Annotated in this window: 12 protein-coding genes; all 12 read left to right on the forward strand. The window is 68.7% G+C overall.

The window, feature by feature from the left end:
• Positions 1–14 precede the first annotated feature (14 nt).
• The 12 genes from bchF to puhE are packed head-to-tail and all read left to right on the forward strand — an operon-like array spanning position 15 to position 14,057.
• A complete protein-coding gene (bchF, locus tag ACJMKZ_RS01090; protein ID WP_405231342.1) occupies positions 15–527 on the forward strand; it encodes a 2-vinyl bacteriochlorophyllide hydratase in 513 nt (170 codons plus the stop codon).
• The gene (locus tag ACJMKZ_RS01095) at positions 524–1,798 is read left to right on the forward strand and encodes a ferredoxin:protochlorophyllide reductase (ATP-dependent) subunit N (RefSeq protein ID WP_405231343.1); all 1,275 of its coding nucleotides are present in this window, start codon (positions 524–526) and stop codon (positions 1,796–1,798) included. The genes bchF and ACJMKZ_RS01095 overlap by 4 nt, the downstream gene beginning before the upstream one ends.
• Before the next feature lies 1 nt (position 1,799).
• Positions 1,800–3,383 (forward strand): ferredoxin:protochlorophyllide reductase (ATP-dependent) subunit B, encoded by a 1,584-nt coding sequence (bchB, locus tag ACJMKZ_RS01100; RefSeq protein WP_405231344.1) that lies wholly within the window; start codon positions 1,800–1,802, stop codon positions 3,381–3,383.
• Complete coding sequence (locus tag ACJMKZ_RS01105; protein ID WP_405231345.1) at positions 3,358–7,080, forward strand: magnesium chelatase subunit H; 3,723 nt, start codon at positions 3,358–3,360, stop codon at positions 7,078–7,080. Before bchB ends, ACJMKZ_RS01105 begins: the two co-directional genes overlap by 26 nt.
• A gap of 17 nt (positions 7,081–7,097) precedes the next feature.
• The gene (gene bchL, locus ACJMKZ_RS01110; RefSeq protein ID WP_405231346.1) at positions 7,098–7,985 is read left to right on the forward strand and encodes a ferredoxin:protochlorophyllide reductase (ATP-dependent) iron-sulfur ATP-binding protein; all 888 of its coding nucleotides are present in this window, start codon (positions 7,098–7,100) and stop codon (positions 7,983–7,985) included.
• Positions 7,985–8,689, forward strand: coding sequence for a magnesium protoporphyrin IX methyltransferase (gene bchM / locus ACJMKZ_RS01115; protein WP_405231347.1), 705 nt, complete (start codon positions 7,985–7,987; stop codon positions 8,687–8,689). The genes bchL and bchM overlap by 1 nt, the downstream gene beginning before the upstream one ends.
• Positions 8,686–10,119, forward strand: a complete 1,434-nt coding sequence (locus ACJMKZ_RS01120) for an MFS transporter (RefSeq protein WP_405231348.1) — start codon at positions 8,686–8,688, stop codon at positions 10,117–10,119. Before bchM ends, ACJMKZ_RS01120 begins: the two co-directional genes overlap by 4 nt.
• A 25-nt stretch (positions 10,120–10,144) precedes the next feature.
• Entirely contained in the window at positions 10,145–10,921 is a 777-nt protein-coding gene (puhA, locus tag ACJMKZ_RS01125) for a photosynthetic reaction center subunit H (RefSeq protein ID WP_405231349.1), read from the forward strand.
• Positions 10,918–11,613, forward strand: coding sequence for a photosynthetic complex putative assembly protein PuhB (puhB, locus tag ACJMKZ_RS01130; RefSeq protein WP_405231350.1), 696 nt, complete (start codon positions 10,918–10,920; stop codon positions 11,611–11,613). Before puhA ends, puhB begins: the two co-directional genes overlap by 4 nt.
• 10 nt (positions 11,614–11,623) lie before the next feature.
• On the forward strand, positions 11,624–12,115 hold the full coding sequence (gene puhC / locus ACJMKZ_RS01135) for a photosynthetic complex assembly protein PuhC (protein ID WP_405231351.1): 492 nt from the start codon (positions 11,624–11,626) through the stop codon (positions 12,113–12,115).
• A gap of 13 nt (positions 12,116–12,128) precedes the next feature.
• Positions 12,129–13,205, forward strand: coding sequence for a magnesium-protoporphyrin IX monomethyl ester (oxidative) cyclase (acsF, locus tag ACJMKZ_RS01140; protein WP_405231352.1), 1,077 nt, complete (start codon positions 12,129–12,131; stop codon positions 13,203–13,205).
• A gap of 27 nt (positions 13,206–13,232) precedes the next feature.
• Positions 13,233–14,057 carry a putative photosynthetic complex assembly protein PuhE gene (gene puhE, locus ACJMKZ_RS01145; RefSeq protein ID WP_405231353.1) on the forward strand — a complete coding sequence of 275 codons (825 nt, stop codon included), beginning with the start codon at positions 13,233–13,235 and terminating at the stop codon, positions 14,055–14,057.
• Positions 14,058–14,067 lie beyond the last annotated feature (10 nt).

Genomic DNA, 14,067 nt, shown 5'->3' on the forward strand with positions numbered 1-14,067 from the left:
AGACACGTGGTCGCATGACCCGGCACAAGAACAGAAAACCTCTTTACACCGACGCGGAGCGCCAGAGGCGGGACCAGTCCCGCTGGACACTCGTTCAGGGCATCCTGGCGCCGCTCCAGTTCCTCGTATTCCTGGTGAGTTTCGCCCTGGTGATCCGATATCTCGGCACCGGCGAGGGCTATTACGCCGCGACCGTCTCCGTCGTCGTCAAGACGTTGATTCTGTACGCAATTATGGTGACGGGGTCGATCTGGGAGCGGGTGGTGTTCGGCCGCTGGCTGTTCGCGCCCAGCTTCTTCTGGGAGGACGTCGTCAGCATGCTCGTCATGGCGCTGCATACGGCTTATATCGCGGCTCTTGTCTTTGGAATTATGGAGGCGCGCCATCAGATGCTCCTCGCGTTGGCAGCGTACTTGGCTTATGTCGTCAACGCAACGCAGTTCCTGCTGAAGCTGCGCTCCGCGCGGCTCGAGCAATCGGCGCCGCGGACGGTGCACGGCGGGGCAGCGGGGTATGCCGTCGAATGAACCGGAGCGCGGCAGCCACCAGCCTCCCGAACGGCTGCTCGGAGCGGTCGGTACTCCGCGAGCGAGGCCAGCGGGAGGTCTTCTGCGGCCTCACGGGCATCGTCTGGTTACACCGCAAGATCCAGGATGCTTTCTTCCTGGTGGTGGGCTCGCGCACCTGCGCACATCTTATACAGTCGGCCGCCGGGGTCATGATCTTCGCCGAGCCGCGCTTCGCGACGGCCATCCTGGAGGAACGCGACCTCGCGGGCCTGGCCGACTGCAACGACGAACTGGATCGCATTGCCGCGCAACTGCTGGAACGGCGGCCCGAGATCCGCACCCTGTTCCTGGTGGGCTCCTGCCCCTCGGAGGTCATCAAGCTGGACCTCGCCAAGGCGGCCGAGCGCTTGTCCCACGCCCATCGGGGCCGGGTCCGCGTGCTCAACTACTCGGGCAGCGGCATCGAGACCACCTTCACCCAGGGCGAGGACAACTGCCTGCAGACCCTGGTGCCGGAGCTGCCGGACGGCGAACGCTCGCTGCTGGTGGTCGGGACCCTGGCCGACGTGGTCGAAGACCAGTTCGCCCGGCTGTTCCGTGAGATCGGCATCGATGATGTGAATTTCCTGCCGCCGCGAGCCGCGGCGGAGCTGCCGCCGGTGGGCCCCGGCACCGACGTCCTGCTGGCCCAGCCATTCCTCGGTGAGACGGCGAGGGCGCTGGTCGCGCGGGGCGCACGGCTGATCGACGCACCCTATCCCTTCGGCGTGGAAGGCACGCTGGCCTGGCTCGAGGCGGCCGCCGCCGCCAGCGACATTCCTGCCGAGCGGGTCCGGGCAGCTACCGCCGCGCCGGCATCGCGCGCACGACGTGCCCTGGAGCGCTACCGGGAGAAACTCGCCGGTCGGCGCATCACCTTCCTGCCCGATTCCCAGCTCGAGATCCCGCTGGCCCGCTTCCTGCACGAGGAATGCGGCATGGAGCTGGTCGAGGTGGGCACGCCCTACCTGGACCGCCAGGTGGTCGCGGCCGAGCTGGAGCGCCTGCCGCAGGACGTCCGGTTGTCCGAGGGTCAGCACGTCGAGCGCCAGCTGGACCGGGTCCGCGAGGATGCGCCGGATCTCACGGTCTGCGGGCTCGGGCTCGCCAATCCGCTCGAGGCGGAGGGCTTCCGCACGAAGTGGTCCATCGAACTCGTCTTCACGCCGGTGCACGGCTTCGAGCAGGCGGCGGATCTCGCCGAGCTGTTCGCCCGGCCGCTGAACCGCATGGAAAGGCTGGCGGTGTAACGTGCAGCTCACCCTCTGGACATACGAAGGTCCGCCCCACGTCGGGGCCATGCGCATCGCCACTTCGATGGAGGGTGTGCATTACGTCCTGCACGCGCCCCAGGGCGATACCTACGCAGACCTGCTGTTTACCATGATCGAGCGGCGCCCGACTCGTCCGTCGGTGACCTATACCACCTTCCAGGCCCGCGACCTCGGTGGCGATACCGCGGGTCTCGTGAAGGAGACGCTCAGGGACGCTTATGACCGTTTTCGTCCCCGGGCGATGCTGGTGGGCGAGTCGTGCACCGCCGAGCTGATCCAGGATCAGCCCGGCTCGCTGGCCGAGAGCATGGATTTCCCTGTGCCGATCGTGCCGCTGGAGCTGCCGTCCTACTCCCGCAAGGAGAACTGGGGCGCCAGTGAGACCTTCTATCACCTCGTGCGCACCCTGCTCACCGCCCGGATACCGGCGCCGGGCAGCGAGCCGGCACCCCGACCCGATGGACGCAGACCCGGTGCCAACCTGCTCGGCCCGTCGGCGCTCGGCTTCCGCTGTCGTGACGACGTGCGCGAGATCACCGGCCTGCTCGAAAGCCTCGGCGTGGACGTCAACGTTGTGGCGCCGGAGGGCGCGACGCCGGAGGATCTCCAGCGCATCCCCGACGCGGACTTCAACGTCTGCCTCTATCCGGAGATAGCGCACACCACCTGCGCTTGGCTGGAGCGCATGTTCCGCCAGCCGTTCGTGAAGACGGTGCCCATCGGCGTGGGCGCTACGCGGGACTTCATCGCCGAGGTCGGCGAACTGGCCGGGCTCGACGTCAGCGACGCGCTGGCCACCTCCGCTTCGCGCCTGCCCTGGTACTCGCGCTCCGTCGACAGCACCTATCTCACCGGCAAGCGGGTGTTCATCTTCGCCGACGCCACCCATGCCGTGGCGGCGGCCCGGATCGCCAGGGAAGAGATGGGCTTCGACGTCGTCGGCCTCGGCACCTACAGCCGGGAATTCGCCCGCGAGGTGCGCCAAGCCGCGAAGGAATACGGCGTGGAGCCGCTGATCAGCGACGACTACCTGGAGGTGGAGGCGAGGGTGGCCGAACTCGAGCCGGAACTCGTTCTCGGCACCCAGATGGAGCGGCACATCGCCAAGCGTCTCGGCATCGGCTGCGCCGTCATCTCCTCGCCGGTGCACGTGCAGGACTTCCCCGCGCGCTACTCGCCGCAGATGGGCTGGGAAGGCGCCAACGTCATCTTCGACACCTGGGTGCACCCCCTGATGATGGGCCTGGAGGAGCACCTGCTGACCATGTTCCGGGACGACTTCGAATTCAACGACGAGGCCATGCCTTCCCATCTCGGCCACGGCCGCAAGCCCGCCGCCGGTGAGCGTGCCGCGGAGACCGCCGCCGGCCACGACTTCGAAGACACCGTCGACACTACCGTCGCGCGGTGGACGGAAGACGCCGAGCAGGAGCTGAAGAAAATCCCGTTCTTCGTCCGCGGCAAGGCCCGCCGGAACACCGAGCGCTATGCCACGGAACAGGGCGTGGCGAGCATCACCGTCGAGACACTGTACGATGCCAAAGCACACTTCGGCCGCTGATCAGACGGCGCTGAACTTCGTCATGGTGACGCTCGACAGTCACATGGCGAGTGCCGTCGAGCGCGCCCATCGTCAGCTGCGCCGCGAACTGCCGGGGCTGTCGATGCATCTGCACGTGGCCACCGAATGGTCCGCCGACGAGGATGCGCTGGCCCGCTGCCGGGAGGACATCGCCCGGGCCGACATCATCGTGGTCACCATGATGTTCATGGACGATCACATCCAGCCCATCCTCGAGGATCTGCGTGCGCGCCGGGACGGCTGCGACGCGCTGGTGTGCTGCATGTCCGCCGCGGAAGTGGCGAGGCTCACGAAGCTGGGCAATTTCCGCATGGACGGCAGCCAGAAGGGACCGCTGGCCTTCCTGAAGAAGCTGAAGCCGAAGAAGACCGAAGGCGGCGGCAGCACCGCCGGCGCACGCCAGATGGCCATGCTCCGGCGCCTGCCGCAGATCCTGCGTTTCATCCCCGGCACCGCCCAGGACGTCAGGGCCTACTTCCTGACCCTGCAGTACTGGCTGGCCAGCTCCGACGACAACGTCGCCAACATGGTGCGCTTCCTGATCGGCCGTTACGCCGACGGCCCGCGGCGGGCGTTGCGCGAGCGGGTGAAGGCGGCGTTGCCGGCGGAGTACCCCGAGGTGGGCGTCTACCACCCGCGCCTCAGGCAGCGCATGGGCGAAGACGCGCGCCGGCTGCCCAGGACGGACGGGCGCAACGGCACCGTGGGGCTGCTGGTGATGCGTTCCTACGTCCTCGCCGGTAACACGGATCATTACGATGGCGTCATCGCCGCGCTGGAGGCGCGCGGCCTCAGGGTGATACCGGCGTTCTCCAGCGGCCTCGACGCCCGTCCGGCGGTCGAGCGCTTCTTCCGCCGCGACGGCGAGACACTGGTGGACGCGGTCGTCTCGCTGACCGGCTTCTCCCTGGTCGGCGGCCCGGCCTATAACGACTCCGCGGCCGCCGAGCAGCTGCTGGGCGAACTCGACGTGCCCTATCTGGCCGCCCACGCCGTCGAGTTCCAGTCACTGGAGCAGTGGGAGGATTCCACCCTCGGCCTGATGCCGGTGGAGTCCACGATGATGGTGGCCATCCCCGAGCTGGACGGTGCGACGGCGCCGATGCTGTTCGGCGGCCGCTCCACGGCCGCCGCCGAAAACCGCAAGCGCGACATGCATCCCCAGCCGGAACGCGCCGCCGCCCTGGCCGCCCGGGTGGAGCGCCTGATACGGCTGCGGCGCACACCGGTGGCCGAGCGCCGGGTGGGCCTGGTGCTGTTCAACTTCCCGCCGAATTCCGGTGCCACCGGCACGGCGGCGCACCTCTCTGTGTGGGCCTCGCTGCTGAACACGCTGCGCGCGCTGGCGCGCGACGGCTACGACGTGGAGGTGCCCGAGAACGAGGATGCACTGCGCGAGCGCCTGCTCGGCGGCAACGCCGGCCGCTACGGCGCCGACGCGAACGTCTGCGCCCGTATCGGCACCGACGATCACGTCCGCCGTGAAACCTGGCTCGCCGACATCGAAGCCCAGTGGGGACCGGCCCCGGGCCGGCATCAGACCGACGGCAGCTCGATCTTCGTGCTGGGCGAGCACTTCGGCAATGTGTTCGTCGGCATCCAGCCCGCCTTCGGCTACGAGGGCGATCCGATGAGGCTGCTGTTCGAGCAGGGTTTCGCGCCGACCCATGCCTTCTCCGCCTTCTACCGTTACCTGCGCGAGGATTACGCGGCGCACGCGGTGCTGCACTTCGGTACCCACGGTGCGCTCGAATTCATGCCGGGCAAGCAGACCGGCCTGTCCGCCGCCTGCTGGCCCGAGCGGCTCATCGGCGACCTGCCCAACCTCTACCTGTACGCGGCCAACAACCCGTCCGAGGGCACCATCGCCAAGCGCCGTGCCGCCGCCACGCTGATCAGCTATCTCACGCCGCCGGTGGCCCAGGCCGGCCTCTACCGGGGCCTGGCCGACTTGAAGGCCAGTATCGAGCGCTGGCGCGCACTGCCGCCGGAGTCGGGCAGAGAGGCCGGCGAACTCGCCGCCCTGGTCCAGGCCCAGGCGGCGGAGCTGGATCTGGCCGCACTCGAGCCCGAGTGGACCGCCGGCGCGGCGGAGGCCGAGATCGCCCGGCTGAACGAGGCGATGCTGGAACTGGAATACGCCCTCATACCCCACGGTCTGCACGTCGTGGGCGAGGCTCCTTCGGAGGCCGAGCGGGCCGACATGCTGGCCGCCATCGCCGAGGGCGCCACCGGCGAGCGGCCGCCAGCGGCTGTGGTGGAAGCGCTCGCGGCCGGTGCGTCGGCCGCCGAGGCACTCGCCGCGGGCGGTCTGGAGAAGAACGAGACGAATCTCGAGGTGTTCGGCGAACTGGCCACTGCAGCGGCGCTGCTGTCCGAAGACCACGAGATAGACGCCATACTGAAGGCGCTGGACGGGCGCTTCGTCCGGCCGGTACCGGGCGGCGACCTGCTGCGCACCACCGACATCCTGCCGACGGGGCGCAACCTGCACGGCTTCGATCCGTTCCGCATGCCGAGCGCGTTCGCGCTGGCCGACGGCGCACGCCAGGCGGACAAGCTGCTGGAGCGCCACCTGGCCGAAGGCAACTGCCTGCCGGAGACCACGGCGCTGGTCCTCTGGGGCACGGACAACCTCAAGAACGAAGGCGCACCGATCGCTCAGGCGATGTCGCTGATGGGCGCGCGCCCGCGTTTCGACAGCTACGGCCGCCTGTCCGGCGCCGAGCTGATTCCGCTGGCCGAACTGGGCCGCCCGCGCATCGACGTGGTGGTGACGCTGTCCGGCATCTTCCGCGACCTGCTGCCGCTGCAGACCCGCATGCTCGCCGAGGCGGCCTGGCTGGCGGCCGGCGCGGACGAGCCCTGCGACCGGAACTTCATCCGCAAGCACGTGCTCGCCTACCAGGAAGTCCACGACTGTGACCTGGACACCGCGGCACTGCGCGTGTTCAGCAACGCCGCCGGCGCCTACGGCTCGAACGTCAATCACATGATCGACAGCGGCTGCTGGGACGACGAGGACGAGCTGGCCGACACCTACACCCGGCGCAAGTGCTTCGCCTACGGCCGCAGCGGCAGGCCCGTGCAGCAGGCCGACCTCCTGAAGAACGTGCTGGGCGGGGTGGAACTGGCCTACCAGAACGTGGATTCGGTCGAGCTCGGCGTCACCACCATCGATCACTACTTCGACACCCTCGGCGGCATCAACCGTGCGGTGAACTCGGCCGCCGGCCAGAGCGTGCCCGTGTATATCGGCGACCAGACCCGGGGCGAGGGTACCGTGCGCACGCTATCCGAGCAGGTGGCGCTGGAGACCCGCACCCGCATGCTCAACCCGAAGTGGTACGAGGGCATGCTGAAGCACGGCTACGAGGGCGTGCGCCAGATCGAGTCCCATATCACGAACACCATGGGCTGGTCGGCCACGACCGGTCAGGTGGCGCCCTGGGTGTATCGGCAGCTGACGCAGACCTTCGTCCTGGACGAGGAGATGCGCCAGCGGCTGGCCGACCTGAACCCGACGGCCTCCGCGCGGGTGGCGAGCCGCCTGCTGGAGGCCCACGAACGACGATACTGGACGCCCGACGAGAGCATGCTCGAAGCATTGCAGCGGGCGGGCGATGAACTGGAAGACCGGCTGGAAGGCGTGGTCGAGGGGGTAGCAGTAGCATGAATGTAACGAGCGTTCCGATGTCCGAGATCGGCAAACGGAGCCGTGGCCTGGACGGCGAGGGCAGCGTGCAGGTGCACATGGAGCCCGAGAAGATCGGCCGGGCGAAGGTGTTCGCCGTCTACGGCAAGGGAGGTATCGGCAAGAGCACCACCTCGTCGAATCTCTCCGTGGCGTTCTCGAAGCTCGGCAAGCGGGTGCTGCAGATCGGCTGCGACCCGAAGCACGACTCCACCTTCACACTCACGAAGCGGCTGGTGCCGACGGTCATCGACGTGCTCGAGTCCGTGGACTTCCACCCGGAGGAACTCAGGCCCGAGGACTTCGTGTACGAAGGCTACAACGGCGTCATGTGCGTCGAGGCCGGCGGTCCGCCGGCGGGTACCGGCTGCGGCGGCTACGTCGTCGGACAGACGGTGAAGCTGCTGAAGCAGAATCACCTGCTGGACGACACCGACGTGGTCATCTTCGACGTGCTCGGCGACGTGGTCTGCGGGGGCTTCGCGGCGCCCCTGCAGCACGCCGACCGCGCCCTGATCGTCACCGCCAACGACTTCGATTCCATTTTCGCCATGAACCGGATCGTCGCGGCCATCCAGGCGAAGGCAAAGAACTACAACGTGCGCCTCGGCGGCGTGGTCGCGAACCGCAGTGCCGGCACCGACGAGATCGATCGCTTCAACGCCGCCATCGGCCTGGATCGGGTGGCGCACTTCCCGGACCTGGACGTCATCCGGCGCAGCCGGCTGAAGAAGTCCACGCTGTTCGAGATGGAGGACGCCGAAGGCCTGGAAGCGGTGCGCCAGGAGTACCTCCGCCTGGCCCAGGCGCTGTGGGACGGCACCGACCCCATGGACGCCGCGCCGATGAAGGACCGGGACATCTTCGATTTTCTGGGATTCGACTGATGACGACCATGACCTACCAGGAACGCCGCGGCGAGCTGGAAACCTATTTCGACCGGACGGCGGTCGACGCCTGGCGGAGGCTCACCTCCGACGAGGCGGTGGGACGCATACGCGCCACGGTGCGTGCCGGCCGCGACCGCATGCGTGAGCGGCTGCTGTCCTGGCTGCCGGGGAACCTGGAGGGCCGCACGGTCCTCGATGCGGGCTGCGGCACCGGCGCGCTGGCGGTCGAGGCCGCCCGCCGCGGCGCCTGCGTCACCGCCGTCGACCTGTCGCCGACGCTGATCGAACTGGCCCGGGATCGTCTGCCGTCCGAGCTCGGCGCGGGTCGCATCGACTTCCGCGTGGGCGACATGTTCGACGAGAGCCTGGGCAGCTTCGACCATGTCGTGGCCATGGACTCGCTGATCCACTACGACGCGTCGGACATCGTCCGCGTGCTGAGCGGCTTCGGCCGGCTGGCCGGCACATCTGTCCTGTTCACGTTCGCGCCGCGCACGCCCGCGCTGGCGCTGATGCATGCCGCCGGCCGCCTGATCCCGAACCGCCATCACCGTGCGCCCGCCATCGTGCCGGTGGCCCGGGATGCGCTGCACCGGCGCATCGGGGAAGCCCCCGCCCTGGAGGCCTGGCGGACGGGCCGCGACGCACGCATCGCCAGCGGTTTCTATACCTCCCACGCCCAGGAGCTGATCCGCGCATGAGATCCCTGAACGGCAGGCTGGCGAAGAGCTGGCGGGGCGTGAGTCCCGCGCTGCTGCCCTTCGCCGATGCGGCCTCGGCCGAGCTGCCGCTCGGACGTCTGCTGCGCCTGTCGCTGTTCCAGGTCTCCGTCGGCATGGCCATGGTGTTGATCGCCGGCACCCTGAACCGGGTGATGATCGTCGAGCTGGGCGTGGCCGCCTCGCTGGTGGCCGCCATGGTCGCCCTGCCGATCGTGTTCGCGCCGTTCCGGGCACTGGTGGGCTTCCGTTCGGATACGCACCGCTCGGTGCTGGGCTGGCGCCGCGTACCCTACATCTGGTTCGGCACCCTGTTGCAGTTCGGCGGCCTGGCCATCATGCCGTTCGCCCTGATCCTGTTGTCCGGCGACTCGAATGGTCCGGCCTGGATCGGCCATGCCAGTGCCGCGCTCGCGTTCCTGCTGGTCGGCGCGGGGCTGCATACCACCCAGACCGCCGGTCTCGCGCTGGCCACCGACCTCGCGCCGGAGGAGTCGCGCCCGCGGGTGGTCGCATTGCTCTACGTCATGCTGCTGGTGGGCATGGTGGCGAGCGCGCTCGTGTTCGGCGCGCTGCTGCGCGACTTCACTCAGGTCCGTCTCATCCAGGTGATCCAGGGTGCGGCGCTCGCGACCTTCGTGCTGAACATGCTGGCGTTGTGGAAGCAGGAGGCGATGCGGCCGGAGAAGACCGACCGCAGCCTGCCGCGGCCGTCGTTCGCCGCCGCCTGGCGCGCCTTCGCCGAGGCGCCCGGCGCCCGCCGCTTTCTGGTGGCCGTGGGTCTGGGGACCGCGGCCTTCAGCATGCAGGACATCCTGCTCGAGCCCTACGGCGGCCACATCCTCGGACTGAGCGTCGGTGCCACCACCGCGCTGACCGCGCTGCTGGCCGGCGGCACACTGGTCGGCTTCGCGTTGGCTGCGCGGCATCTCGCCCGCGGCGGCGATGCCTTCCGCCTGGCCGGCGTCGGCGCGTTGGTCGGCCTGTTCGCCTTCCCGGCCGTGATCTTCGCGGCGCCGCTCGCCTCGGCCAACCTGTTTCGGGCAGGCACCGTGCTGATCGGATTCGGCGCCGGGCTTTTCTCCGTGGGCACCCTCACCGCGGCCATGGCGATGAACCGGGGGCGCTACACGGGACTCGCCCTCGGCGCATGGGGTGCAGTGCAGGCCAGTGCGGCCGGCATCGCCATCGCCGCCGGCGGCGCCATCCGCGACCTGGTGTCGGGGCTGGCGAGCGCCGGTGTTTTCGGGCCGGCCATGAACGACGCCTCGGCCGGCTACAGCTTCGTCTACCACCTGGAAATACTGTTGTTATTTGCGACGTTGATCGCGATAGGACCGCTCGTGCGTCATGCGCCTGCGAGCCCCGAGCGGTCGCCATCGAGGTTCGGCCTGGCGGAATTCCCCGGCTGAGCGGTTTGCCTCAAGGAGATTGACTATGGAAACCGGCGCTATTACTGGCTACATCGACGTAGCACAACTCGTTCTCTACGCCTTCTGGATATTCTTCGCCGGTCTGATTATCTATCTGCGCCGGGAAGACAAACGGGAAGGCTATCCGCTGGAGTCGGAACGCTCCGGCAGCGTCACCGTGCAGGGCTTCCCGGCGGTACCGTCGCCGAAGACCTTCCTGCTGCGCGACGGCAGCACGGTGCAATCGCCGCGCCGGGAGCCGCCGGAGACGGATATCAGGGCGAAGCCCGCCGCGCCGTTCCCCGGTGCGCCGCTGATTCCGGAAGGCGACGGCGTCGGCGCCGGCGTGGGTCCGGGTGCCTTCGCCAACCGTGCCGACGAGCCCGATCAGACCTACGACGGGCGTGCCCGCATCGTGCCGATGCGCAGCGTGAGCGAAGCCGAGGTCGACCGTCGTGACGCGGATCCCCGCGGCATGGACCTGGTGGGCACCGACGGCGAAGTGGCCGGCACCATCAAGGACCTGTGGCTCGACCTGTCCGAGCCGCACGTGCGCTACCTCGAGGCCGAAGTGGGCGGTGCGACGGGCCCGCGGCGCATCCTCGTGCCGATCTACTTCGCGAAGATCGACGGCGGCCGCGGCCAGGTGAAGGTCGAAGCGCTCAAAGGCCATCAGCTCGCCCACGTGCCCGGCACGGCCAATCCCGACCTCGTCACGCTGCTCGAGGAAGACCGCATCATGGGCTACTTCGGCAGCGGCACGCTGTACGCCGACGCGATGCGTCAGGAGCCGCTGATATGAGTCATCACGACCACGCCCCCGAGTACATGCCCGGGATCCCGGAGCCCCTGCCCGAGGGCGAGCGACTGCTCTGGCAGGGCTCGCCCCGCTGGCAGAACCTCGCGATCAGCGCGCTGCACGTGCGCAAGCTGGTCTTCTACTTCGTGCTGCTGGCCGCCTGGCGCATCGGCACCGACCTGGCCGGCGGCCACGGTGCGGGCGCCGCGCTGACCGGGGCAGCGGGCCTGGCCGTGCCCGCCGGTCTCGCGGTCGGCGTGCTGCTGCTGATCGCCTGGCAGATGGGCCGCACGACCATCTACACCGTGACCACCGAACGGGTGATGCTTCGTTTCGGCATCGCGCTGCCGATGACGGCCAACATCCCGTACTCGCTGGTGCAGTCGGCGGCGGTGAAGGTCGAATCGGACGGTTCCGGCGACATACCGGTGAACGTGAAGCCCGGCAACGGCGTCTCGTGGCTGATCTTCTGGCCGCACGTGCGGCCCTGGAGCTTCGGCAATGCCCAACCCATGCTGCGCGGCATCCCGGAGGCAGAGCGAGTGGCGGGACTGCTGGCCGATGCCCTGGTCCAATATTCGGGCCAGACCTCGGGCCAGACCTCGGGCCGGACCACGGTTCAGGCGCCGGCGCGCGCCGGCGAGCGCTCGGCCGACGAGGCAACGGCCGGCTCGCTCGCCGCCGCGGCGCGCTGAGGTGGCTCCCGTGGGCGACGCACACGGCGACCGCATCCCCCGGCCGGCCATCTTCGGCGCGCTGGCGCTCGTCGTGGTCACCATACTCGCGGCCGCCGGGGCGCGGCTGACGGGCATGGGTACGGTGGAGGTGCCTCCCTCGGCCGCAGTCGATAGCCGCGAACTGGCGTTCGAGGACGCCGCGGACGGCTCGGTGGTCGTGCGGAATTCGACGGCGGGCGAGGTGCTCTACGTCGTCGAGCCGGGCACCAACGGGTTCCTGCGCGGCGTGCTGCGCGGGCTGGCCCGTGACCGCAAGCTCCGCGGCATCGGGCCGGAACCGGCCTTCGTGCTCACCCGCTGGGCTGACGGCCGGCTCACGCTGGAGGACCCGCAGACCGAGCGCCGGCTCTATCTGGGACCCTTCGGCAGCGACAACGTGAAGATATTCGTCACCCTGTTGCAGACCGGCGCGGAAGAGACCGCGAAGACGGCCGCCAACGGCGCGGCCACGCAACGATAAAGAGGAGAGAAGGATGGAAGCGACGATGGATGCGGGCCGGGACCGGCCCGGGGTCAACGAATCCACCACGGCGGCGACGACGGAGACGCTGCTGACGCCGCGCTTCTACACCACCGACTTCGAGGCGATGGACCGGCTGGACGTCGGCCCGGTGCGCGAGGAGTGGGAAGCGATGATGGACGAGTTCCGCAACGACTCCAATCGCAACCACTTCGTGCGGCCGCCGGAGTTCGAGGACGAGATTCGCGAGCTGCCGGAGGCTCTGCGCAAGGAGTTCATCGACTTCATGGTCAGCTCCGTCACCTCGGAGTTCTCCGGCTGCGTGCTGTACGCCGACATCAAGCGGGCGGTGGACAACCCGGACGTCAAGGAGCTGATGGGTTTCATGGCGCGGGACGAGTCCCGCCACGCGGGCTTCATCAACCGCTCCCTGAAGGACTTCGGCGTGGCGGTGGATCTCGGCTTCCTGCGGCGGGCGAAGAAGTACACCTTCTTCAAGCCGAAATACATCTTCTATGCCACTTACCTCTCCGAGAAGATCGGCTACGCGCGCTACATCACGATCTACCGGTACTTCGAGAAGCATCCCGAGCGCCGCTTCCATCCCATATTCCGCTGGTTCGAGCAGTGGTGTAACGACGAGTACCGCCACGGCGAGGCCTTCGCGCTGATCATGCGCGCCAACCCGCATCTTCTGCGCGGTGCGAACAAGCTGTGGATCCGGTTCTTCCTGCTGGCGGTGTACGCCACGATGTACGTGCGCGACCACACCCGCCCCGAGATGTACGACGCGATGCAGATGGACCCGACGGACTACGACTACCGGGTGTTCGAGATCACCAACGCGATCACGAAGCAGGTCTTCCCGCTGCAGCTCGACATCGACGATCCCCGCTTCCGCCGCGGGCTCGAGCGGCTGCGCCGCATCTCCGAGTCGGCAGCAGCGGCGAAAGAGCGCGGCGGACTCGTCAGTCTGGCGAAGCGAGGCGCGCTCGCGGCGGCCGGCTTCGCCGTGTTCGCCCGACTGTATACTCTGCCGGCGAAACGCAACGAGCTCCCCGCGACGGTGCGCATGGCGCCGGTCTGGTAACAGAGTGAACTGGTAAAGGAGAGCCGCGTGCCCGAATATGTCCTGCCGGTACTCTATGCCCTGTTCCTGTGGTGGTTCAGCACCGGCGTGGTCTTCTATCTGGACGGGCTGCCGAAGCGCACTTTCCCCTGGAGCATGGCCGGCGCTACGGCCGTGCTGATGGCCGCGCTGGCCGGTCTCGCCGCCGCGGCCGACGACACCACCGTCGGCGGCGCCTACCTCTCGTTCAGCTGCGGGCTGCTGGCCTGGGTCTGGGTGGAGGCGAGCTATTACCTCGGTTATCTGACCGGGCCCCGCCGGCACCGCTGCGAAGAGGGCTGCTCGGGCTGGCGGCATTTCGGACACGCACTGCAGACCAGCTATTATCACGAGGCCGCCATCGTGGCCGTGGCGCTCGTGATGGTGTTCGTGACAGCGGGCGAGCCGAACCGGCTCGGTCTCTGGACCTTCGTCGTGCTGCTCGCCATGCACGAGAGCGCCCGGCTGAACGTGTTCCTGGGGGTGCGCAATCTCAACGAGGAGCTGCTGCCAGACCACCTCGACTATCTCGCCAGTTTCCTCCGGCGGCGCTCGATGAATCTGCTGTTCCCGTTCTCGGTCACCGTCGCGACGCTGGTGACGGCGTGGATGATCGGGGCGGCGGCGACGGCGGCGGCGCCCCACGATGCCGTGGCCTGGACGTTCCTGTCCGCACTGATGGCGGTGGCGGTGCTGGAGCACTGGTTCCTGGTATTGCCCCTGGACGTATCGGCGCTGTGGCGCTGGAGTCTCGGCTCCCGCGGTGCGGCGACACCCGAGCCGGAGGGGCGCGCCGACGACGGCCCCGCGTCGGTCTTCGCCGGCCGCTACTGAAACCCGCGAC

It is taken from the genome of Lentisalinibacter salinarum, from assembly GCF_040706555.1.
Lineage (GTDB): Bacteria > Pseudomonadota > Gammaproteobacteria > Steroidobacterales > Woeseiaceae > Lentisalinibacter > Lentisalinibacter salinarum.